Raw genomic sequence first — 21,389 nt, 5'->3', positions numbered from 1 at the left:
AGGAGGGATTATTAAGAATTAATGATTTATTTTAAAGTTAAGAGCTTTTGAGGCTCTAAAATAAGGAATACGCCTTTCGCCTAATTCGATAGAAGTTCCAGTTTTTGGATTTCTTCCACGCATCGGTTTCCTCTTTCTTAATGAAAATGAACCAAATCCTCTTAACTCAATTCTTTGATCATTTTGTAACTCTTGGCAAATTTTTTGATTTATTGCATCAATCGCTATGCTTATGTCCAAATAGGAATAGTCTTGGAATTTCAAAAAAATTTTTTCTTTAAGTTCAGACTTCTTCATCTTTATCGGATGAGCTTTCTTTTATCTCATCCTTAATCAGATCTCCAATGGAAGTTTTTGTCGACTCTTCAATTTCTTTATTCTTTTTGACGTTTTCTTTTAAAAGTGACTTTTCCTCTGTTTTTTCTAATGCCCTAATGGAAAGATTCAAAAAACGTTCTTTTTTATCAATTGAGGTAATCTGTGCTGTAATTATGTCTCCAGCTTTTGGCTCACTGTCTTTCAACTCTCTCAGTTTTAACTTAGCAAGGATTTTATCATTTACCATCAAATTAACTGTATCGTCGGCAATAGATTCTACTTTGGCTTCAACTTGAGATCCCTTTGGGTTTTCGTTGGCAAAGCTTTCAAAAAAATCTTCGGTGAGTTGTTTAATGCCTAAAGATATTCTTTCTTTATGGGCATCCATTGCTAGAATGATTGCCTCAACAGATTGTCCCTTGGTGTAATTTTTTGAAGCTTCTTGTTCATTCTCGGTCCAAGATAAATCCGAAAGATGAATCAATCCGTCGATTCCTTCTTCAAGACTAACAAACATTCCAAAATCTGTAAGCGAGCTTACTTCACCTTTTACCTTATCGCCAAGGCTATGACCTTCGGCAAATTTTAACCAGGGGTTCTCGACACACTGTTTCATTCCCAATGAAATTCTTCTTTTTTCAATGTCTATTTCCAAAACCATTAGATTTACTTCATCTCCGACGGAAACAACTTTTGACGGGTGAATATTCTTATTTGTCCAGTCGATCTCAGAAACGTGCACTAAACCTTCGGTGTTAGAATCTAATTCGGCAAAAAATCCATAATCTGTCAGACTTGTTACTTTTGCTTTATTGACTGAATTAATAGGATAAATATCTTTAATATTTTCCCAAGGATCTTGAGAAAGTTGTTTCATGCCCAAAGATATCCTTGATTTTTCCCTATCGAACTTAGTAACTTTGAGTTCTATTTCTTCTCCAACTGAAAGTACTTCTGAAGGATGATTTATTCTTTTCCAAGTGATATCAGTAATGTGAAGAAGACCATCAATTCCGCCCAAATCAATAAAAGCACCATAGTCAGTCAAATTTTTCACTGTGCCACTTACTTGAGAACCCTCTTGAATGGTTGCAAAAATCTTTTCTCTTTCTTCTGAATTGATGTCTTCTTGAACTGCTTTTCTCGAGAGCACAACGTTACTTTTTTCTTTATCAAGCTTAATGACTTTGAATTCTTGAAAGGACTTTTCAAGATGATCAAAATTTTCTAGAGGTCTAGTATCTACTAATGAACCAGGCAAGAAGCCTCTAACACCGCCAACGTCTACTGTCATGCCGCCTCTTACTTTTCCGGTGATGTACCCCTTAACAATAGATCCAGTCGACAAAGATTCTTCTAACTTTCCCCAGCTTTCGTCATGCATCGCTCTTAATCTTGAAACTCTAGTAGAGCCATGACCATCTTCAATAGCCTCTAAAGTAACTTTTACTTCGTCTCCAATTTCAAGTTTTTTTTCTGCTTCATCAGCAAGAAATTCATTTCGAGCAATTATTGGTTCAGATTTTAAGCCTACATGAATTACAACCCAGTCATCAGTAAGATCAACTACGACTCCTGTTATAAGTTTTCCAATTTCAAAATTTAACGTATCAAGATTTTCATCTAGAAGTTTTGCAAAGGTTGTTTCCATTAAGTTTTTACTATTCCCAATATTTTTTTCTTTAATTCATCAATACTTAAATTGCTAGAATCTATTGTGATGGCATCTTCAGCTGGGACTGCAGGAGAAACATCTCTATTGGCGTCTCTGCTATCTCTAGCCATGATGCTATCTATAAGGTTGGCAATATTAACTTCCAAACCAATATCTTTCAACTGCTCTTCCCTTCTTTTTGCCCTCTCTTCAATTGATGCAATGAGAAAAAACTTCCACTTAGCCTCAGGAAAAATAACTGTTCCCATGTCTCTTCCATCTGCGACTAGACCTAATTCTGGATCATAAAAATTTTTTTGATAATTTTTTAATATTTCTCTAATTTTTTTATCAGATGCAAAATTCGAAGCCTCATTAGCAATTTCATCTGATTTGAGTAATTTTGTTACATTTTCATTTCCAAAAAAAATTTCTGTCTCCATTAGTTTTAGATTTAAATTCATAGCTATTTTTTTTGAACCAATTTCCTTTTCGATTATCTCTGGATCTTTAGAGTCCATTCTTTGAGATACCAATCCAACCAGCCTGTAAAGCGCTCCGCTGTCTAAAATTTCATAATTGAATTCATGCGCAAGATTAAGCGCCAAAGTCCCCTTCCCAGCTCCACTGAGCCCATCAATCGTTATGAGATTATTGAATTTCATCAATTTTTGCTCCGAGAGAATCAAGTAAATAGGAAAACTCTGGAAACGAGGTTTTTATACAATTTGTATTTTTAACCACCAAATTTTTTTTTGATCTTAATCCAGCAATAATGAAAGCCATAGCAATTCTATGATCTTCAAAAGAATCTACAGTTCCCGAATCGATTAAATAATCACTGCCTTTGCCTTCAATTGTTAACTTTCCACTATTATAAATTGTCTCTATTTCAATATTTTTAAGACCGCTTTGCATGGCCAATAATCTATCACTTTCTTTGTGGCGTAATTCTTCAATTCCAAAAAATTCAGAATCTCCCGTAGCAAATAATGAAGCTATAAATAAAATTGGTAACTCATCGATTAGATTGGGAATAAGAGAAGCCCCTACTTTGCAAGGTTTTAATTGCGAAGAAGAAACTCTTAAGTCTCCAACCTCTTCGCTTCCAAATTTTCTTATATTTTCAATTTTTATATCCGCCTCCATGGAATTTAAAACCTCCAAAAGAGCTATTCTAGTTGAATTTAAACCAACATCTTTAATCAAAATAGAAGAATCAGGTGTAATTAATGCACCCACAATCATGAAGGCAGCTGATGAAAAATCTCCAGGGACATTAATGTCTTTGCCCTCAAATTCTTCTTGCCCAGAAAGAGTTATTTCAGAATTAATCGTTTTTAAATTTATGCCAAATTGTTGGAACATTAATTCGGTATGATTTCTTGATACGAGCGATTCTCTCACTTTTGTTTTTCCTTCGGAAAATAATGCTGCAAAAAGTATAGCCGACTTTACTTGAGCGCTCGGGATTGGCATGTCGTAAGAGATTGCAGAAAGATTCTTATTGCCAATTATTTCAATTGGTGGAGTAAATTCAGAACTTAGATTTATACAAGCCCCCATTTCTTCTAAAGGTTCCGAAATCCTTTTCATGGGCCTTTTAGTTAAGGAACTATCTCCTTGAAGAATGCTATCAAAATTTTGACCTGATAATGCACCAGTCATTAATCTAATTCCGGTTCCTGAGTTACCAAAATATAGTTCATTGCTTGGCTTTGAAAGTCCTCGTAGACCTTTACCATAAAGCCGGATAGTTAAATCTTTTTGCTCTGTGTCTATACCTAAATTTTTAATTACTTTAAAAGTATTTAAGACATCTTCACTTCTTTGGAGATTACTTATTTTTGTTGGAGAGCTGGCAAGAGCACCACAAATTAAAGCTCTATGGGATACAGACTTATCTCCAGGAATTTCAATTTGTCCTTTGAGAGAACTTGGTTCTGAGATAATGGATCTCTTCATTTACAATTTATGCTCTTTAAAAGCTTTCGCTTCTTCAATAAATTTTTCAATCTTGTCTAAATCATCTTGCTGTATTTGGGTTCTAAAAAGATTAACTGACTGTGTAAAATCTTCGATGGCTTTTAAAATTTCATCTTTATTATGAGAAAAAATATCTTTCCACATTTTCACATCACTTGCCGCTATTCTCGTGAAATCTTTAAGACCTCCTCCAGAATAAATTTTATCTGAATCTAAATTTGAAAGAGATTTAACTAAGGAAAATGCTATGAAATGAGGTAAATGACTCGTTGATGCTAAAATTTTATCGTGGTCTTTTAGATCTAAAAATTTTATTTTTGACCCTAAGTCTCGCCAAAGATTTTCGCATAAGTCTAACGATTTTTTTTCAGTTAGGTCTTTTTTAGATAATATACAAACTCTATCTTTGAATAAATCTTTATCCGAATGAAAAAAACCACTTCTTTCAGATCCTGCCATAGGATGAGAGAAAACATAATTTTTTTGAAGTGAGGGGTGACTATTTAGTTCATCGCTCAAAGTATTTTTTACGCTCGCACAATCTGTAACTAATTGCGCCTTAGTCATTAAATCTTTGTGATGCGAAAAAATGTCGGCGTATGCTGAGACCGGCACACAAATGATCAAAATAAACTCTTTTTCTTGATCGATTTCATTTAAAGAACCTGAAATTAATCCCTCTTTAGTGGCAGCTTCTAAATAATTCCTATTAAGATCTTCTGCAAAAACTTCGAAGTTTCTTGCCTTTAGTGCTTTGGCTACTGATCCACCAATCAACCCTAACCCAACGATGCCAAATTGCATTGTTTTATTTTGATAAGAATTTTGCATAATCTTCTAAAGTCGAAAAAAATTGTTGCATTTCATTTTCCGTTCCAATGGAAACTCTCAAGTGATTAGGCATTTCATAAACTTTTAAAGATCTTAAAATTATTCCTTTACTCAAAAAATATTCAAAACTTTTATCTGAATCCATCTTTGAATCAAAGCTAATAAAGTTTCCATAAGATTTAATGAAATCAAAACCTAATTTTTCAAAAAACTCTTCGGCAAGAGCCAAACCTTTTTTGTTAATGTCTACAGATTCAGAGATATGTTTTTTATCATTTAGAGCTTCGACTCCTGCTATCAGAGCAAGACTATTCGCATTGAAGGGCTGTCTAACCCGATTTAAAAAATCAGCTATCTCCTCAGAACTTATAGAAAACCCTAACCTAAAAGCTGCTAAGCCATGAGCTTTGGAAAAACTTCTTGAGATCACTAGGTTTGAGAATTCATTAATCAACTCAAAGGGAACTTTGTACTGCTCATCTTCAATGTATTCAAAATAAGCTTGGTCAACCAAAACTATGATATTTGATGGAATCTTTTCCAAAAAAGTTTTTAATTCATTTACCGATAAAACTGTACCCGTAGGATTATTCGGAGTTGCTAAAAAAATTGCTTTAGTATTTTCTTTTACTGAATCAGCAATTCCATCTAAATCATGACCCCAATTTTTAGCTTCTACTTTTATTGGTTCTGCTCCACTGGCTTTAATAGCAAGAGGGTAAATGGCAAATCCGTGCTGAGAAAAAATTGCTGTATCGCCAAAGCTCAAAAAACATTTAGCAATAAATTCAATAATGTCGTTTGAACCATTGCCAACGGTTACCATGGAAGGTTTAACATTGTATTCTGATGCAACTTTTTCTTTGAATTGAGTTGCATTTCCATCTGGATATCTATTCAAATCTGTTGCAGATGAGATTGCTTTCAAAGCTTTTGGACTTATGCCCAGTGGATTTTCATTACTAGCCAACTTTATGATGTTATCTAAACCTACTTCCTTTTGAGTTTCCTCAATGGGTTTGCCAGGCTCATAGGGTTTTAATTCTAAAACCCCCTTGTTCACACTGTCTTTTAGCGATTGAGACATTAAAGAGCTTTTGGGTAAGAACCCAACAATTTAAGATTAAGTGATTTACTTTCTAATCTATTCATTAGCAAGCTAATTTTTTTTGTTTCCGAGTGCCCTTCAAAATCCAAGAAGAAGGAATAACTCCATTTATCAATTTTAGATGGTCTGGATTGAATGTAACTAAGATTCACACTTGAGGATTCAAAAATTTTTAATATCTTCGAAAGGGAACCAGGTTTATTTTCTAAAGAAATTATTATTGAAGTCTTATCGAGACCGCTCTTTAAGGGTGAACTCAAGCCTAAAATAATAAACCTTGTAGTGTTGTTTGTTTTATCCTCGATATTTTTTTTACAAATTACTAAATTATTATCAGTTGCAAAAGATTGATGGGCGATGCAGGCGTTAAAGTTTCCACTGCTTGCTTTGTTTAAAGCTAAACCGCTACTCTCAACAGGAATTAGTTTAGCTTTTGGCAACAGGTTTTGAATTTTATTTTTACATTGTGCAAGGGACTGTTGATGACCATAAATATTTTTTATTTTTTCAATCTCTTCTTGTTTGGCTAATAAAGAATGCCTTATAGGCATTTCCAACTCTCCACAAATTTTTAAATTGGTATTTTGCAAAGCATCCAAGGTTGAATTTACAGCGCCTTCGGTGGAATTTTCTAATGGCACGATTCCGTATGAATTATCGTCACTAATAGCCTCAAAAACATCAGAAATTGTTTTGCAAGCAGTAGAGTTAACAGAGCTGCCAAAATTTTTTTTACATGCTAATTCAGAATAAGTTCCTCTGGGACCGAGAAAATAAACTTCTATTTCCTTTTCTCTTACGAAACAGGCTGAGATTATCTCTTTATAAATTATTTCTAAGCTTTCCTTGCTGAGAGAACTTTTATTATTCGAAATAATTGTTCTTAAAATTTGAGCTTCTCTTTCAGGTTTATAAAAAGAAGTATCTTTCGAAAATTTTTTTATTTTTCCTGCTTTTATAACTAATTCTACCCTTTGACTTAGAAATTTAAGGATAGATAAATCCAATTGATCAATTTTATTTCTTATATCTTTTAAAGTATCTTTATTAGCCATTTTGTTTTTCAAAATCTTTCATAAAACTCACAAGAGCGTCTACTCCCTCTTCAGGAACCGCATTGTATATACTTGCTCTCATGCCACCTACAGAGCGATGACCACCGAGGTTTAAGAGGCCTGCTGCCTTTGATTCAATTAAGAATTTTTTATTCAGAGACTCATCGCTCATTAGAAATGGAACGTTCATTATCGACCTTGATTCAATATCGACATCGTTTTTAAAGAAATCACTTGAGTCAATGAATGCGTAAAGTTTATTTGCTTTAGATTCATTTATTCTCTTTTGGTTCTCCAAGCCGCCCCTGTTTTTCAACCAACTGAAAACCTTACCTGACAAATACCATGCAAAGGTTGGAGGCGTGTTATACATTGAATCCGAATCCGCGTAAGTTTTGTAACTCATCATGGCTGGTAAATCATTTCTTTCTCTAAGGAGATCTTTTCTGATAACTACAATTGCCAATCCAGCTGGACCAATATTTTTCTGCGCACCAGCGTAAATTAAAGCAAATTTCGATACGTCAATTGGTTCAGATAAAATACAAGAAGAACAATCAGCAACTAAGTCAATCTGAGGTAAGTTTTCATGGTTTCTAAGACAAGCGCCATCAATCGTTTCATTCATTACTAAATGAAGATAAGAAGCCTCTGCGTCTATTTTCCACTCTTCAGGTTTAGGATATTTTTTGAAAGAAACTTCTTCAGAAGAAGCAGAAATTTTTAGATTCCCATATTTTTTTGCCTCTTTTATTGCCTTAATGGACCATTGTCCCACGTTTAAATAGTTGCTTAAGGCTTCAGTTTTTGAACATGACAATAAATTCATCGGAACCATAGAAAATTGAAGTGAAGCTCCTCCTTGAATGAATAAAACTTCGTAATCGGAATTTATATCCATTAATTCAATAAAATCTTGTTTCGCAGTTTCTGCTATTTCTACAACTTCTTTACTCCTGTGACTCATCTCCATTACTGAAAGACCATGGTTTTTCCAATCTAAAATTTCTTCTTTTAATTCTTCTAAAACTTCAGTGGGCAAGGCTGAGGGTCCCGCACAGAAATTGTAATTCCTCATTTTTAGTCTCCTTCTAAAGCCAAGGCCAACTTATTTAGTTTTTCGTTTTCCTTCAATTTTATTACTCTAACGCCTTGAGTATTTCTTCCAAAAGTACTTATTTCAGAAACTTTGGTTCTAACTAAAGTTCCCTTATCCGTAATTAATATAACTTCGTCTTCTTCTACAACTTGAACAGCTGAAATTAACTTACCATTTCTATCTGAAAGTTGCATTGCGATGACTCCCTTTGCTCCTCTCTTTGTTTTTCTAAAATCATTAATTTTTGATTTTTTTCCAAAGCCATTTTCAGAAACTGTAAGAATTTCATCGTCAGGACTAGGAACCATTAATGATATAACCTTTTGCCTATCCTCTAACTCAATTCCTTTGACTCCTCGAGTATCTCTTCCCAATGGCCTTGCATCTTTTTCATCAAAGAATACTGCTTTTCCGGCGTCGCTAATAAGCATAATTTGTTCCTGCCCATCTGTAATTTTTGTTCCAACCAATTCATCGCTAGTATCCAATTTAATTGCTCTTTTTCCATTTTTCCGCGGCAGTCTAAAATCCTCTAGGGGAGTCTTTTTAACAATACCATTTGCGGTAGCCATAAAGACATAACCTGCATTATCAAAAGATTCAATATTCAGTAGGCTTGTAATCCTCTCATTCGCATCAAGTTGAATTAAATTTACTAGCGGTCTTCCTTTTGCAATTCTGGATGCTTGAGGAATTTCATAAACTTTCAACCAATAAACTTTTCCTAAATTAGAAAAACATAATAGTGTGTGATGAGTATTGGCAACTATTAATTGTTCTACAAAGTCTTCTTCTTTAACCGAAGCTGCGGTTTTTCCAACCCCGCCTCTTCTTTGAGATTGATAAACTTCTAGGGGTTGCGTTTTCGCATATCCCAACCTAGAGATTGTTACAACCATATCTTCTGGTTTAATCAAATCTTCATTTGTAAGATCTAGTCTTTCTTCTATGGGAGTTTTCCTCTCGTCTCCATACTCTTCTTTTATATACTCAAGTTCATCTTTAATTACTTTTTTTAATTTATCTGGATCTTCAAGGATGGCTTGTAAATTATTAATTTCGCCTAGAATTTCTTCATATTCTGCAACTAAATTGTCTTGTTCCAAACCTGTAAGTCTTTGCAATCTTAAGTCTAAGATTGCTTGAGCTTGAATTTCTGATAACTTATAAGAGGATCCTGACAGTCCAAATTCTTTTCCGAGATTTTCTGGTTTTGTGGAAATAGAGCCTGAATTCTTAATGAGTTTACTTACCATGCCTGCTTTCCATTTCTTTGAAAGCAGCTTTTGCTTTGCAATAGCAGGATCTTTTGAATTTCTTATTAAACTAATTATTTGATCTATATTAGCCAAAGCAACTGTGAGACCTTCTAAAATGTGACCTCTATCTTTGGCTTTGTTTAAATCAAATATAGTTCTCCTTGTGACAACCTCTCGTCTATGAGCAATAAAAATTTCTAATATTTCTTTTAAATTTAAAACTTTCGGGACGTTGTTTACTAAAGCAACATTGTTTATTCCATAAGAGCTTTCTAATGGAGTCAAAGCAAAAAGGTTATTAAGCATTACCTCTGGATTGGTTCCACTTTTTAACTCAATTACAATTCTTACTCCGTCTTTGTCTGATTCGTCTCTTATCTCAGAAAGCCCGTCAACTCTCTTGTCCCTTGCAAGTTGTGCTATTTTTTCCACTAAACGCGCTTTATTGATTTGATAAGGAATTTCAGTAACTATAATTTTTGACCTGTCTTTACTATCAGTTTCTATGTCAGTCTTAGCTCTTAAAATTACTTTTCCTCGGCCCGTTTTTGCTGCTTCTTCGACTCCTTGTGTGCCATTTATAATTCCTCCGGTAGGAAAGTCTGGTGCAGGGATAATTTTCAAAATATCCTCTGTACTTATTTTCGGTGATTCTAAAATTGCAATAGCAGCATTTATTGACTCTGTAAGATTATGTGGCAACATGTTAGTTGCCATTCCGACTGCTATTCCAGAAGATCCATTGATTAGTAAATTAGGAATCTTAGTTGGTAATACTTCAGGTATGAATTCCGTTCCGTCATAATTTTCGACAAAGTTCACTGTTTCTTTGTTTAGATCGGCCATTAACTCTCTGGAAATTTTTGACATCCTTATTTCTGTGTAACGCATTGCTGCCGCACCATCTCCATCCATTGAACCGAAGTTACCTTGACCATCGATTAATGGATATCTCAGAGCAAAATCTTGTGCCATTCTGACAATAGTTTCATACACAGCTGAATCGCCATGTGGGTGATACTTACCTATAACGTCTCCAACTATTCGAGCTGACTTTTTATGAGCTCTATTCCAGTCATTATTCAGAATATCCATAGCAAAAAGAGTTCTTCTGTGAACTGGTTTAAGCCCATCTCTTGCATCCGGAAGAGCTCTTCCCACAATGACGCTCATAGCATAATCCATGTAGGAGGCTTTCATTTCCTCTGAAATATTTATTGGGATAATTTCCTTTGCTATATCGTCCATTGCTTAAAATAAGAAAAAAAATAAGTTAGTTTTTGGCGTCAAAAAACTTATTTTTCAGTAAGAAATTATAGCATTTTGAAGGCTAGAAAAGGCTTATTTTTCAGTGTTTTAAGACTTAAATTCGGCCACTAAACTAGATATAGATTCTTTAGCATCGCCAAACAACATTCTTGAATTTTCTTTGCCAAATAGAGGGTTATCGATGCCAGCGAATCCAGATGCCATCGATCTTTTTAAAATGAAAACTGTCTTACTTCTATCAGCCTCTATTATTGGCATTCCATAAATAGGGCTTCCTTCATTATCTTTAGCGTCGGGGTTCACGACATCATTAGCTCCAATAACAATACAAACGTCTACCGTATCCATTACTGGATTAACGTCTTCAGGTTCTTGCAGTTGATCATAAGATACGTTTGCTTCAGCTAATAATACGTTCATGTGTCCTGGCATCCTTCCAGCAACTGGATGGATTGCATAATTTACTTCACATCCATTATCTTCTAGCAATTCACCTAACTCACGAACGGCATGTTGCGCTTGTGAAACTGCCATTCCGTAACCTGGAACTACCAAAACTGAATTAGCTGCTTCTAATATAAGATAAGCATCAGAGACGTTTATAGGCTTAACTTCACCCACATCCTCATCGCTCCTAACTCCAGATGAAGCAGAGCCAATGCTGCCAAAAACTACATTAGCCAAAGATCTATTCATTGCCTTACACATAATATTTGTAAGAATTAATCCACTAGCTCCGACTAAAGCTCCGGCAACTATCAAGACGTTATTATTTATCACAAACCCAGCTGCTGAAGCTGCCAATCCAGAATAACTATTTAATAAAGCAATGATGACAGGCATATCGGCTCCACCTATTGGGAGAGTAATCAATAAACCAATAATCAAGGCGAATAATATGAGAAATGAAAAAGAATATATTGGACTCCAAACTTGAAATAATTCAAATCCAAAAATTAATTGAGATCCAAGGATTAGTGAAAAAAGGAAAATGATAATCAATACAATTCGCTGACCTAAAAAAGTTATTTGTCTGCCAGGCAGGATTTCAGACAATTTTCCGTAGGCTACAATGCTTCCAGAAAAAGTTACTCCGCCAATAATTAAGGTTAAAAATATTGCTGTTAATGAAATTAGACCTAAGCTGTTTGACCCAAGATATTCTGCAGAGCCCACCAATAGACTTGCTATACCCCCAAAACCGTTAAAAAGTGCAACCAGCTCTGGCATAGAAGTCATTTTCACAAGTGAGGCTGCAGATGCGCCCACAATGACTCCCAAAATTAATCCAGCAGCTAACCATTCATAAGAAATAATTTGACTATTTATAAGAGTAACTAGAACAGCGAGAAACATACCCGACGCGGATATTAAGTTTCCTCTTTGAGCAGTTTCTGGAGAGCCCAATTGCTTGAGACCAAAAATGAATAACATGGAGGCTACGATATATGACATGTTTGCAAAGATTTCTGATTGAAAAATATCCATCACTTTTTCTTAAACATCCTAAGCATTCTATTTGTTACCAAATAACCCCCAACAACGTTTACTGTTGCAAAAAATACAGCTGCAGTTCCTAGAAAAGTGGTCCAAACACCTCCATCTGAACCTGAGGAGAGGAGCGCACCAACAATAGTTATTCCGGAGATTGCATTTGCTCCTGACATCAAAGGGGTGTGAAGAGTCGATGGAACTTTATTAATCAATTCAAATCCTAAAAAGATCGCAAGAACCAAAACAAAAATTAACATTACAAACAAGCTATCCATCAATTATTCCTTTCTTTAACACTTTTATTTATGAATTCACCTTTATGAGTAACAATGCAATTTGTAAGAATTTCGTCACTTAAATTGTAGCTGAATGAAGCAATTTCTTCGTCATAAAACTCATCAATTAAATTAAAAATATTATTGGCATAAACTTGGCTTGCATGAGTTGGAACTTCTCCGGGTAGATTTATGTTTCCAATGATCTTGATGCCATTAATGTCTACTATCTCTCCTTTTTTAGAACCTTCGACATTTCCTCCAGAAGAGACCGCCATATCCACGACAACACTTCCAGGCTGCATAGCCTCAACCATTTCTGCTGTAATAATTTTTGGGGCTGGTCTGCCAAAAACTTGTGCGGTAGTTATTACAATATCCGAACTGGAGCAAACCTTTTTCATACCCTCTTGTTGTTTTTTAATTTGATCTGCCGTTAAAGCCTTGGCATAACCTTGGGATGTTTGCTCTGTTTCACCCAAGTCAATTTTTACAAATCTCGCGCCTAAAGATTTTACTTGATCTTCGACTTCTTCCCTAGTGTCAAAAGCTTCAACTCTCGCTCCTAATCTTTTAGCTGTAGCAATAGCTTGAAGTCCTGCTACTCCAACACCAACTACAAAAACTTTTGAAGGCGATATGGTTCCAGCAGCAGTCATCATCATTGGAAGAGCTTTTTCAAGATAATTGGAAGCAATTATTACAGCTGAATACCCTGCTAAATTTGCTTGGGAACTTAAAGCATCCATTTTTTGTGCTCTAGTTGTTCTAGGAACAAGTTCCATACTTATCGATGAAATAGATTTATTTTTTAGCTCAGAAATCAATTCAACTTCATTGAATGGATCTAAAAAACTTACAACTAAAGTATCTTGTTTAATATGAGAAATGTCTTCTATACTTAATTTGTTAAGACTACAAATAATATCCGCCGAGCTTAATCCCTGCTGCCTAGAGATAGTCTTTACCTTTGCAGTTTCTATTAAATTCTTTAAAAGAGCGTCTTGAAATTGAACTGTTTCTTCAACGTATAGATCTATATTTTTTTTTAAAAATTTCTCAGCAGTTTCACCGGTTAAGGAAAATCTTGCTTCATTAATATGCTCTTTGGGAAAAAAGATGTTCATGTGATAATAAGTATTTCACAAATTTAAACATAATAAAAAGATTCTCCAAATCTTAATTAATGATGAATATTGATCCTTCAGAAAAAGAAAAATTTAACAAGATAGCAGAAGAGTGGTGGGATCCTGATGGAAAATTTGCCCCACTTCACGTTATCAATCCACTCAGATCAAATTACATATCAGAGAAAATTGAATTGCAGGGTATTAAAGCTCTTGATGTAGCTTGCGGGGGAGGACTTCTTACGGAATCTTTACATCGTAAAGGTGCTAATGTAACTGGAGTAGATATATCTGAGGTAGCAATTCATACCGCAAAAAAACATGCTGAAAAAAAAGAATTTGAAATTAATTATTTGAATTGTGAAGCCGAAGATTTGTTACCGAATCAAAAAAACTCCTATGACCTAGTCACCTGCTTAGAAGCAATTGAGCATGTTCCTGAGCCAGCAAAACTTGTAAAAACCTGTTCCGATTTATGTAAATCCGGAGGGACCATAGTTTTCTCAACAATCAACAGAAACCCTAAGTCTTTTTTGTTTGCAATCGTTGGAGCCGAATATGTATTAAATTTATTGCCTAAAGGTACTCATGAATACAAGAAGTTCATCAAACCCTCGGAACTTTCATCTATGATGAGAGATAATTCTTTAGAGGTTTGTGAAGTCAAAGGAATGAGTTATAACCCTATTACAAAGAATTACTGGCTTGGTAAAAATGTAGATGTTAATTATCTAATCCATGCTAAAAAAAGATAAGAACTATAAGCAAATTTTTTTTGATCTCGACGGAACGCTTCTAGATACAGCTCCGGAATTTTCTAAGTCACTAAATAATTTAACCTTAAATCGACTTAATAAAGAAATCTCCTTCGAAAAAATAAGAAATCTTGTTTCTGACGGAGTTGGAGCACTTGTGAAGCTTGCTTTTGGAGTGCACGAAAATGAAGAAGAATTTGAAATGTATAGAAATGAATTACTCAATGAATATGCCAAATTTTATCTTGATAGCTCTCTCTTCGGCGAAATTAACAAAATGTTAGAAAAAATAGAAGAAAAAGGAATCATATGGGGCGTAGTCACCAATAAACCTAAATACCTCGCCGAGAAGATATTTGAAAAATTTGATTGGCATAAAAGAACAGAAATTCTAATCTGTCCCCAAGATGTTTTTGACAAAAGAAAGCCTGACCCTTCCTCATTAAATAAAGCCATAGAGCATGGAGGGTTTACTGCTGAACAATCAATTTATGTAGGAGATAATTGGCGAGATTCCGAAGCCTCAGTTAATGCCAAAACAAATTTTGCCTATGCTGGATATGGTTATGGAGAAAAAAATTCTATTAAAACTGAAAACTTACAAATAATCTTAGAATCACCAGCAGATTTATTGAAAATTTTGAGTTAATTTTTTAATTTCTTTTTCGTCCAAATATTCGTATTCTCCAAGTTTAAGTCTTGCCGACAAAAAAATAGGTCCTAATCTTACTCGTTTTAATCTAGAGACCTCAAAACCTAAACTATTCCATAGTTTTCTTACAGCTCTATTTTTTCCTTCTTTTATAACCATTGCGAACCAACTATGTGAGGTTGTTTCTCTTCCTTTTACAAGATCTGTAAATTTAATTTTATTTCCATCAATAGAAATCCCTGTTAATAATTTTTTTAAGTCTTTTTCAGTAGGCTTTCCTCTAATTCTTGCCAAATATTCACGATCTAAGTTATTACTTGGATGAATTATCTGATTTGCGAGAGAGCCATTATTACAAAATAATAATAAACCTGTGGTGTTAATATCCAATCTACCTAAAGAAATCCATCGGCCAGATTCTAGCTTTGGAAGGTTGTCAAAAACCGTTTTCTTCTTACCATCTGGATTAGTACACTCCTCACCAATTGGTTTGTTGTAGATTAGAATCTTAGTCGAATTAGCTTCTACTCTTTTTAATTTTTTTCCGTCGATAAAAATTTGGTCGCTCTCAGATATCTTGTCACCAATAGATGCTTTTTTTTCATTAATATAAACTCTGCCTTCAAAGATTAATTCCTCGGCTTTACGTCTTGAGCAATAACCTGTATCAGCAATTGCTTTCTGCAATCTTATAAACATCTAATGTAAATTAAGCGCTTTCTTGAGCTTCATCTAAAAGAGGAATCTGAACCTCGGAGGGAATGCTACCTAATTCAGGAAGTTCAGGTAATTCAGATAATTTTGAAATATTTAAATCATCCAGAAATTCTTTGGTAGTTGCTAATAAGGCTGGTCTTCCAGGAACATCTCTATGTCCAACTACTTTAATCCAAGATCTATCCAACAGAGTTCTAATAATCTGGCTACTAACTGATACTCCACGAACTTGTTCAATTTCTCCACGGGTTATAGGTTGTTTATAAGCAATTAAAGACAATGTTTCCAGCAAAGCTCTTGAATATTTTTGAGGCTTTTCAGACCATAGCTTTGATATCCAAGGAGAATATTCCTGTTTAATCCTAAATCGATGTCCGCTAGCAACTTTCACTAATTCAAAACTACTTTCTTGATATTTTTTCTCCAAAATGGAAATTGCATTTTTTACTGCTTTCAAATCATAATTTGAATCATTTAATATTTTAACAATTTCACTTTCACTAATAGGTCTTGAAGCAGAAAAATAAAGAGACTCAATTATGTTTTCTAAACTGGACACTTAATGCACCTCATCCTTAGTAGATAAGTTAATAATTCCAAAATCTTTTGACTGAACTATTTTTATCAAAGAGTCTTTAACCAATTCCAACAAAGCCAAGAAATTAACAATGATTCCTATTCTGCCCTCTTTGATTTCACAGAGCTTGTGGAATTCAATGTTTTTCTCTTTGATCAATAAATCTAGTATTTTTGACATCTTTTCTCTTGTTGATAGTTTTTCAAATTCTATAATATGACTTGCAGAGAGCTTTTGTCTTTGAAGTAATTCTGAAAATATTTGGGACAATTGATTTAAGTCGACTTCAGGTAGCTTTTGACTGGATTCAAACTCAGGTAGCCCAGAAGAAGCAACAAAAAAGTCTCTTCCAACTCTTGGGATAGAATCAATCCTTTTTGAAACGGTCTTATATCTTTCATATTCTTGTAGTCTTCTAATCAATTCAGATCTTGGATCGTTTTCTTCTTCTTCAGAATCTGATTCCTTCGGCAACATCATCCTAGATTTTATTTCTGTCAAATAAGCTGCCATTACCAAGTATTCGCCAGCTAAATCAAATTGGATTTTTTCCATCAGATCTATGTAAGCAACGTATTGATTTGTGATCTCTAAAACATTGATTTCAAGAATGTCTAAGTTTTGCTTTCTGATAAAGTAGAGAAGAAGATCTAATGGACCTTCAAACGATTCCAAAAAAATTTTTAAAGCATTTGGCGGTATGTAAAGATCGTCAGTAGGGAAAGAAACTTCTTCGCCGTTTAATACTGCGAGATTAAATTCTTGTTGAGATGGTTTTAATTCAGCTGAATTATCCATTAATAGTTAGATTATAAGCTTTTTAAGCTTATATTCCCACTATATAGTGTTTTTTTCGTATTTAGACTACTAGATTTAGGGTTTCCAAGAATTTGTGATTGGATATCTTCTATCTTTACCAAAATTCCTATCAGAGATTTTTATACCCAGCGGAGCTTGCCTTCTTTTGTACTCATTAAAATCAATCAAAGCCACAATTCTTCTAACTTCTTTCTCATCAAAACCTGCATGGATAATCTCATGAATACTTTTATCATCTTCTACATACATTTCTATGATGGGGTCTAAACGATCATAATCAGGAAGCGAATCAGTATCTTTTTGATCTGGAGCTAATTCCGCTGAAGGTGGCCGATCAATGATTCTTCTTGGAATTACAACACTTAAGGAATTTCTATAATTAGCCAATTCATATACTAAAGTTTTACTGACATCTTTTAAAACAGAGAAACCTCCTGCCGTGTCGCCATAGAGAGTGGAATAACCTACTGCAGCCTCACTTTTATTTCCGGTAGTCAAAACCAAAAATCCTAATTTATTGGAAAGTGCCATCAACGTCACTCCTCTACATCTTGATTGAAGATTTTCTTCTGTTTTATCAATTCCCATTCCTTCAAAAGAATCTTTTAAAGCCAAGCTAAAGGATTTAAACATTTCTTTTATAGATATTTCTGAATGATCGATTCCTAAATTTTTGGCCAACAATCCTGCATCTTCGATGCTTATGTCTGCGGTGAAATCAAAAGGCATCATAATTGTTTTTACTCTTCCCTTCCCCAAAGCGTCATGGGCTATTGCAGCTGTTAGAGCCGAGTCTATCCCCCCAGAAGAGCCAATTAATACCCCTTTAAAATTATTTTTTTCAACATAATCTTTTGTTCCCAAAACCAAAGCTTCATATATATCTTTTAGGTGATTCTTATCATTTGAAGGGCAGGAATCTAAAAAATTAATTTTTGAATCTCTGTATTCAAAATTTAAAGAATCTATTTCGAAACTTTTTAATTCAATTAGGCTTTTTTTCGAAGAACCTAAGATTAAAGATGATCCATCAAAAACCAATTCGTCCTGACCACCTGTTTGATTCACATAAACAATTGGACGCTGATATTTTTCATAATAGCTAGATAACATTTTCTTTCTGGTTTCTTTTTTTGATATGGTGAAGGGAGAGGCGCTCAAATTTAAAATTATTTCAGCCCCCTCATCAACTAAATTATTTACGAATGTTTCAGACCAGATGTCTTCGCAAATTGATAATCCTATAGGGATATCTTTAATTTTGAAGATTTTATTCTTGTTACCTTTTTCAAAGTATCTTTTTTCATCAAATTCTTTGTAATTTGGAAGAATTTGCTTGAAATAGGTCTCAAGCAAATTACCTTCTGATGCACAAATTGCGGCATTGTACAAAAAACCGTCTTTTTTTACTGGGGCTCCAAAAACCAGAGAAGTTTTTTTCGTTAAATTAGTAAGATACTCAATAGATTTTGTTATTTCGTCTAAAAAATCGTCTCGCATAACTAAGTCTTCGGGAGGATAGCCAGAAAGAAACATCTCACTGAAGATTAATAGATCAATTTTTTCTTTATCCGCGGAAGCGAGATATTTCTCAATCAAAGCAGTATTGCCTTTAATGTCACCAACTTTAGGGTTTTCTTGTACTGCCTTTATCTTGATCATAAATGGTTAATAAAGCTTTTAATTAAAACGAAAATGTTTACAATCTGAGTCCTGAGCAATGCAATATTTAACAGATAATACCAGAATAACTGGTTTAATGGAGGTCTCACCTCCAAACGAAATAATCACAGAATTACCTATCTCTGCTGATTCATCTGAACTAGTTTTTAAATCAAGAAAAGAAATATCGGATATCCTCCACGGTAGAGACGATAGATTAGTTGTTGTTGTCGGACCTTGTTCAATTCATGATCCTGAATCTGCTTTGGAGTATGCTAAAAGATTAAAATCCTTAGAGACAAAACATTCCGATCAATTAAAAATTGTAATGAGGGTTTATTTTGAGAAACCAAGAACCACAATTGGTTGGAAGGGATTAATTAATGATCCAAATTTAGACAATAGTTACGATGTGAATTCGGGTTTAAGAAAAGCTAGAAAAGTTCTTCTTGACATTAATAATCTTGGTTTGCCTGCTGGAACGGAATTTTTAGATATGATTACACCTCAGTATTTAGCTGATTTAATATCGTGGGGAGCCATTGGAGCAAGAACAACTGAAAGTCAAATTCACAGAGAATTGGCTTCTGGACTATCCTGTCCTGTTGGTTTTAAAAATTCAACAAATGGTTCTATTCAAGTTGCTATTGATGCAATTGGCTCGGCTTCCAATTCACATATCTTTTTGTCCATAACAAAAGAAGGAAAATCAGCCATATTTAATTCATCTGGAAATGAAGACTGTCACGTAATTTTAAGAGGGGGTTCTGATACAAACTATGAATCTTCTTTTGTAGAATCTACCTCCAAAGAATTAGAAGCTGCAAAAAAATCAAAAAATATAATGATTGATATGAGTCACGGAAATAGTAAAAAGCAATTTAAGAGACAACTGATTGTGAATAAAGACATATCCGATCAAATATCATCTGGTGAAAATAGAATTTTTGGAGTAATGATTGAAAGTCACTTAGAAGAAGGAAACCAAAAAATTGGGCCCCTCGAAGAAATTAAATATGGTCAGAGCATCACTGATGCTTGTGTTGGCTGGAACGATACTGAAATAATGATTAATCAATTATCTACTGCCATAGAAAATAAGAGAAAAAAATTGCATAAATCTGCCTGATGGGAGACTTCCCAAGCCATCAATCTTTTTCAAAAGAAATAGCAGAAACAATTGGCTTAGAGGAAGCAATAATTTTTGAGCAAATTAAATCAAGTGACGTCAAAAAAGTTTCTTTTAAACAATTAAAAAAAAATTCTACTTTTCTTAGTGAAAAAAAAATTATCAGTGCACTTGATAAGCTTGAAAAGTTAAATTTAATTGAAAAAAGTAGAGACTATTATTCGTTAAAGATAATAAAAACAAGATCTATCAGTCGATCTTTTTTAAAAAAAAATCATCAATCATCCTTTCTTAGAGAAATTATCTTCCAAGCAAAACAGTTAGGAGTCAAAAAAAGGACAGTTAAAGATAATTTAGAAAAAATAAAGAAGAAAATTTCTTCAAACAGAAAAGAAAGTCTTGTTAGAGACGACATTTTAAAGTTTTTGATTGTGGAACAAAATAAATTGAATAGGACAACATATTTACCAAATAAGAAGGTAACTATCGAAAAAACCTGGAATCCAAACGTTGATGCATTAAGCATTTTAAAATCCTCAGGAGTTTCTGAGGAATTTATTAATAATTCAATACCAGAATTTATACTTTATTGGAGAGAGAAAAATTTCAAATCAGATTCTTGGAATACCCTCTTTGTAAGTCACGTAAGAAAAGAGTGGGCAAAATTTACACATAAAATAAATGATAAAAATAAACCGCAATTAATGACTGATGATTGGGAGCCAGATGAAAGTTGTTACGATGTTTTAAAACTCTCGAGAATAAAAAAAGAATTTGCTAAGAAACAACTTGCTGAATTTAGAATCTTTTGGATCGATTCAAAAGAAATAATGACCTCTTGGAACTCGAAATTTATCCAACATGTAAAGTTTAAATGGTACAAAAAAAATCCTAATGCCTCTGGTATCATATCTAGGCTAAATGATAAGGAATGGGCAGTTGACATCGAAAATTAAAATTCCAAATAACAGAATAGAACTCATAAATTTGATCTTTACCCAACTGGAAGTTACCTATCACAACCAATTTCATAAAGCTTATCCAGACAAAAATAGTTTAAATCTTGCCAAGCAACTTTGGTTGACTCAATTACAGAGATTTGATGAGAAAATTGTATTTGAAAGTGTAGGCAAGTTAATGACAACTTCAGATTTTCTTCCAACTCTTTCAAAAGTAATTAATTCTTGTATTGAAAGCAAATTAAAGAGTAATGGAATCCCAAACGTTAATTATGCTTATAAAGAAGCTTGCCTTTCTCGAAACAACTTTGAAAAGTTTACTTGGTCTCATCCAATTATTTTTTACATTGGATCTAAAACAGGATGGGACTATTTATGGACTCAAGCAGAGAAAGAGACATTTACAGAATTTAAGTTAAATTATGATCTGTTGGTTAACGAATATCTTGAAGGTAAAGAGTTTTCAAAACCTAAGTTTCCCGAATTGCCAAAGACTCAGAGAATTAAGGTAGATAAAAAATCTCAATTGAAAAAGATCCAAGATCTTAAGAATAAGCTTATTAATTAAAATTTAGTTCCTTGAACTCAGCTTCAAGTTAAATATAGAATGTTAACACTGTAAACTTTTAAGTTGACAGTGTAAA

Annotated in this window: 21 protein-coding genes; 5 read left to right on the top strand and 16 right to left on the bottom strand. The window is 33.8% G+C overall.

What is annotated here, in order from left to right; translation table 11 throughout:
- Nucleotides 1-18 precede the first annotated feature (18 nt).
- The 12 genes from M9C82_00970 to M9C82_00915 form a co-directional block, all read right to left on the bottom strand.
- Nucleotides 19-297, bottom strand: a complete 279-nt coding sequence (locus M9C82_00970; GenBank protein ID URQ73735.1) for an integration host factor subunit beta — start codon at nucleotides 295-297, stop codon at nucleotides 19-21.
- Entirely contained in the window at nucleotides 284-1,969 is a 1,686-nt protein-coding gene (gene rpsA, locus M9C82_00965; protein URQ73734.1) for a 30S ribosomal protein S1, read from the bottom strand. The genes M9C82_00970 and rpsA overlap by 14 nt, the downstream gene beginning before the upstream one ends.
- Nucleotides 1,969-2,637: a (d)CMP kinase gene (gene cmk / locus M9C82_00960; protein ID URQ73733.1), complete on the bottom strand. Its 669-nt coding sequence runs from the start codon at nucleotides 2,635-2,637 to the stop codon at nucleotides 1,969-1,971. Before cmk ends, rpsA begins: the two co-directional genes overlap by 1 nt.
- Nucleotides 2,624-3,937: a 3-phosphoshikimate 1-carboxyvinyltransferase gene (gene aroA, locus M9C82_00955; GenBank protein URQ73732.1), complete on the bottom strand. Its 1,314-nt coding sequence runs from the start codon at nucleotides 3,935-3,937 to the stop codon at nucleotides 2,624-2,626. The genes cmk and aroA overlap by 14 nt, the downstream gene beginning before the upstream one ends.
- Nucleotides 3,938-4,789, bottom strand: a complete 852-nt coding sequence (locus M9C82_00950; protein URQ73731.1) for a prephenate dehydrogenase — start codon at nucleotides 4,787-4,789, stop codon at nucleotides 3,938-3,940.
- Nucleotides 4,767-5,876: a histidinol-phosphate transaminase gene (hisC, locus tag M9C82_00945; protein ID URQ73730.1), complete on the bottom strand. Its 1,110-nt coding sequence runs from the start codon at nucleotides 5,874-5,876 to the stop codon at nucleotides 4,767-4,769. The genes M9C82_00950 and hisC overlap by 23 nt, the downstream gene beginning before the upstream one ends.
- Nucleotides 5,876-6,952 carry a prephenate dehydratase gene (gene pheA / locus M9C82_00940; protein ID URQ73729.1) on the bottom strand — a complete coding sequence of 359 codons (1,077 nt, stop codon included), beginning with the start codon at nucleotides 6,950-6,952 and terminating at the stop codon, nucleotides 5,876-5,878. The genes hisC and pheA overlap by 1 nt, the downstream gene beginning before the upstream one ends.
- On the bottom strand, nucleotides 6,945-8,030 hold the full coding sequence (gene serC, locus M9C82_00935) for a 3-phosphoserine/phosphohydroxythreonine transaminase (protein URQ73728.1): 1,086 nt from the start codon (nucleotides 8,028-8,030) through the stop codon (nucleotides 6,945-6,947). Before serC ends, pheA begins: the two co-directional genes overlap by 8 nt.
- A gap of 2 nt (nucleotides 8,031-8,032) precedes the next feature.
- Nucleotides 8,033-10,558 carry a DNA gyrase subunit A gene (gene gyrA, locus M9C82_00930; protein URQ73727.1) on the bottom strand — a complete coding sequence of 842 codons (2,526 nt, stop codon included), beginning with the start codon at nucleotides 10,556-10,558 and terminating at the stop codon, nucleotides 8,033-8,035.
- A gap of 108 nt (nucleotides 10,559-10,666) precedes the next feature.
- Complete coding sequence (locus tag M9C82_00925; protein URQ73726.1) at nucleotides 10,667-12,067, bottom strand: NAD(P)(+) transhydrogenase (Re/Si-specific) subunit beta; 1,401 nt, start codon at nucleotides 12,065-12,067, stop codon at nucleotides 10,667-10,669.
- Nucleotides 12,067-12,348: an NAD(P) transhydrogenase subunit alpha gene (locus tag M9C82_00920; protein ID URQ73725.1), complete on the bottom strand. Its 282-nt coding sequence runs from the start codon at nucleotides 12,346-12,348 to the stop codon at nucleotides 12,067-12,069. The genes M9C82_00925 and M9C82_00920 overlap by 1 nt, the downstream gene beginning before the upstream one ends.
- Nucleotides 12,348-13,475 carry an NAD(P) transhydrogenase subunit alpha gene (locus M9C82_00915; protein ID URQ73724.1) on the bottom strand — a complete coding sequence of 376 codons (1,128 nt, stop codon included), beginning with the start codon at nucleotides 13,473-13,475 and terminating at the stop codon, nucleotides 12,348-12,350. The genes M9C82_00920 and M9C82_00915 overlap by 1 nt, the downstream gene beginning before the upstream one ends.
- A gap of 59 nt (nucleotides 13,476-13,534) precedes the next feature.
- Here M9C82_00915 and ubiG point away from each other — a divergent pair, with 59 nt between their 5' ends.
- Nucleotides 13,535-14,230, top strand: a complete 696-nt coding sequence (gene ubiG, locus M9C82_00910) for a bifunctional 2-polyprenyl-6-hydroxyphenol methylase/3-demethylubiquinol 3-O-methyltransferase UbiG (GenBank protein ID URQ73723.1) — start codon at nucleotides 13,535-13,537, stop codon at nucleotides 14,228-14,230.
- Entirely contained in the window at nucleotides 14,214-14,879 is a 666-nt protein-coding gene (locus M9C82_00905) for an HAD-IA family hydrolase (GenBank protein ID URQ73722.1), read from the top strand. Before ubiG ends, M9C82_00905 begins: the two co-directional genes overlap by 17 nt.
- On the opposite strand, the gene M9C82_00900 is transcribed toward M9C82_00905, so the two are convergent.
- The 4 genes from M9C82_00900 to M9C82_00885 form a co-directional block, all read right to left on the bottom strand.
- Nucleotides 14,859-15,581: an rRNA pseudouridine synthase gene (locus tag M9C82_00900; protein ID URQ73721.1), complete on the bottom strand. Its 723-nt coding sequence runs from the start codon at nucleotides 15,579-15,581 to the stop codon at nucleotides 14,859-14,861. The genes M9C82_00905 and M9C82_00900 overlap by 21 nt on opposite strands.
- Nucleotides 15,582-15,591: 10 nt before the next feature.
- A complete protein-coding gene (gene scpB, locus M9C82_00895) occupies nucleotides 15,592-16,158 on the bottom strand; it encodes an SMC-Scp complex subunit ScpB (protein ID URQ73720.1) in 567 nt (188 codons plus the stop codon).
- The gene (locus M9C82_00890) at nucleotides 16,159-16,974 is read right to left on the bottom strand and encodes a segregation/condensation protein A (GenBank protein URQ73719.1); all 816 of its coding nucleotides are present in this window, start codon (nucleotides 16,972-16,974) and stop codon (nucleotides 16,159-16,161) included.
- 75 nt (nucleotides 16,975-17,049) lie between these two features.
- Complete coding sequence (locus M9C82_00885; GenBank protein URQ73718.1) at nucleotides 17,050-18,657, bottom strand: NAD+ synthase; 1,608 nt, start codon at nucleotides 18,655-18,657, stop codon at nucleotides 17,050-17,052.
- A 58-nt stretch (nucleotides 18,658-18,715) separates the two neighbouring features.
- Between M9C82_00885 and M9C82_00880 the strand changes: the two genes are divergently transcribed.
- From M9C82_00880 to M9C82_00870, 3 genes are read left to right on the top strand one after another with little or no spacing between them, the layout of a single operon-like run.
- Nucleotides 18,716-19,786 (top strand): 3-deoxy-7-phosphoheptulonate synthase, encoded by a 1,071-nt coding sequence (locus tag M9C82_00880; protein URQ73717.1) that lies wholly within the window; start codon nucleotides 18,716-18,718, stop codon nucleotides 19,784-19,786.
- Nucleotides 19,786-20,742, top strand: coding sequence for a DnaT-like ssDNA-binding domain-containing protein (locus M9C82_00875; protein URQ73716.1), 957 nt, complete (start codon nucleotides 19,786-19,788; stop codon nucleotides 20,740-20,742). Before M9C82_00880 ends, M9C82_00875 begins: the two co-directional genes overlap by 1 nt.
- Nucleotides 20,726-21,313 (top strand): replication protein P, encoded by a 588-nt coding sequence (locus tag M9C82_00870; GenBank protein ID URQ73715.1) that lies wholly within the window; start codon nucleotides 20,726-20,728, stop codon nucleotides 21,311-21,313. The genes M9C82_00875 and M9C82_00870 overlap by 17 nt, the downstream gene beginning before the upstream one ends.
- The last annotated feature ends 76 nt before the right edge of the window (nucleotides 21,314-21,389 follow it).

Source organism: SAR86 cluster bacterium (assembly GCA_023703675.1).
Lineage (GTDB): Bacteria > Pseudomonadota > Gammaproteobacteria > Magnimaribacterales > AG-339-G14 > AG-339-G14.
This window is presented reverse-complemented; position numbering and strand designations above follow the sequence as displayed.

Coding starts and splice junctions, on each gene's coding strand:
- M9C82_00970 (URQ73735.1), bottom strand. CDS start 297: ATGAAGAAGTCTGAACTTAAAGAAAAAATTTTTTTGAAATTCCAAGAC.
- rpsA (URQ73734.1), bottom strand. CDS start 1,969: ATGGAAACAACCTTTGCAAAACTTCTAGATGAAAATCTTGATACGTTA.
- cmk (URQ73733.1), bottom strand. CDS start 2,637: ATGAAATTCAATAATCTCATAACGATTGATGGGCTCAGTGGAGCTGGG.
- aroA (URQ73732.1), bottom strand. CDS start 3,937: ATGAAGAGATCCATTATCTCAGAACCAAGTTCTCTCAAAGGACAAATT.
- M9C82_00950 (URQ73731.1), bottom strand. CDS start 4,789: ATGCAAAATTCTTATCAAAATAAAACAATGCAATTTGGCATCGTTGGG.
- hisC (URQ73730.1), bottom strand. CDS start 5,876: ATGTCTCAATCGCTAAAAGACAGTGTGAACAAGGGGGTTTTAGAATTA.
- pheA (URQ73729.1), bottom strand. CDS start 6,952: ATGGCTAATAAAGATACTTTAAAAGATATAAGAAATAAAATTGATCAA.
- serC (URQ73728.1), bottom strand. CDS start 8,030: ATGAGGAATTACAATTTCTGTGCGGGACCCTCAGCCTTGCCCACTGAA.
- gyrA (URQ73727.1), bottom strand. CDS start 10,558: ATGGACGATATAGCAAAGGAAATTATCCCAATAAATATTTCAGAGGAA.
- M9C82_00925 (URQ73726.1), bottom strand. CDS start 12,067: ATGGATATTTTTCAATCAGAAATCTTTGCAAACATGTCATATATCGTA.
- M9C82_00920 (URQ73725.1), bottom strand. CDS start 12,348: ATGGATAGCTTGTTTGTAATGTTAATTTTTGTTTTGGTTCTTGCGATC.
- M9C82_00915 (URQ73724.1), bottom strand. CDS start 13,475: ATGAACATCTTTTTTCCCAAAGAGCATATTAATGAAGCAAGATTTTCC.
- ubiG (URQ73723.1), top strand. CDS start 13,535: ATGATGAATATTGATCCTTCAGAAAAAGAAAAATTTAACAAGATAGCA.
- M9C82_00905 (URQ73722.1), top strand. CDS start 14,214: ATGCTAAAAAAAGATAAGAACTATAAGCAAATTTTTTTTGATCTCGAC.
- M9C82_00900 (URQ73721.1), bottom strand. CDS start 15,581: ATGTTTATAAGATTGCAGAAAGCAATTGCTGATACAGGTTATTGCTCA.
- M9C82_00890 (URQ73719.1), bottom strand. CDS start 16,974: ATGGATAATTCAGCTGAATTAAAACCATCTCAACAAGAATTTAATCTC.
- M9C82_00885 (URQ73718.1), bottom strand. CDS start 18,657: ATGATCAAGATAAAGGCAGTACAAGAAAACCCTAAAGTTGGTGACATT.
- M9C82_00880 (URQ73717.1), top strand. CDS start 18,716: ATGCAATATTTAACAGATAATACCAGAATAACTGGTTTAATGGAGGTC.
- M9C82_00875 (URQ73716.1), top strand. CDS start 19,786: ATGGGAGACTTCCCAAGCCATCAATCTTTTTCAAAAGAAATAGCAGAA.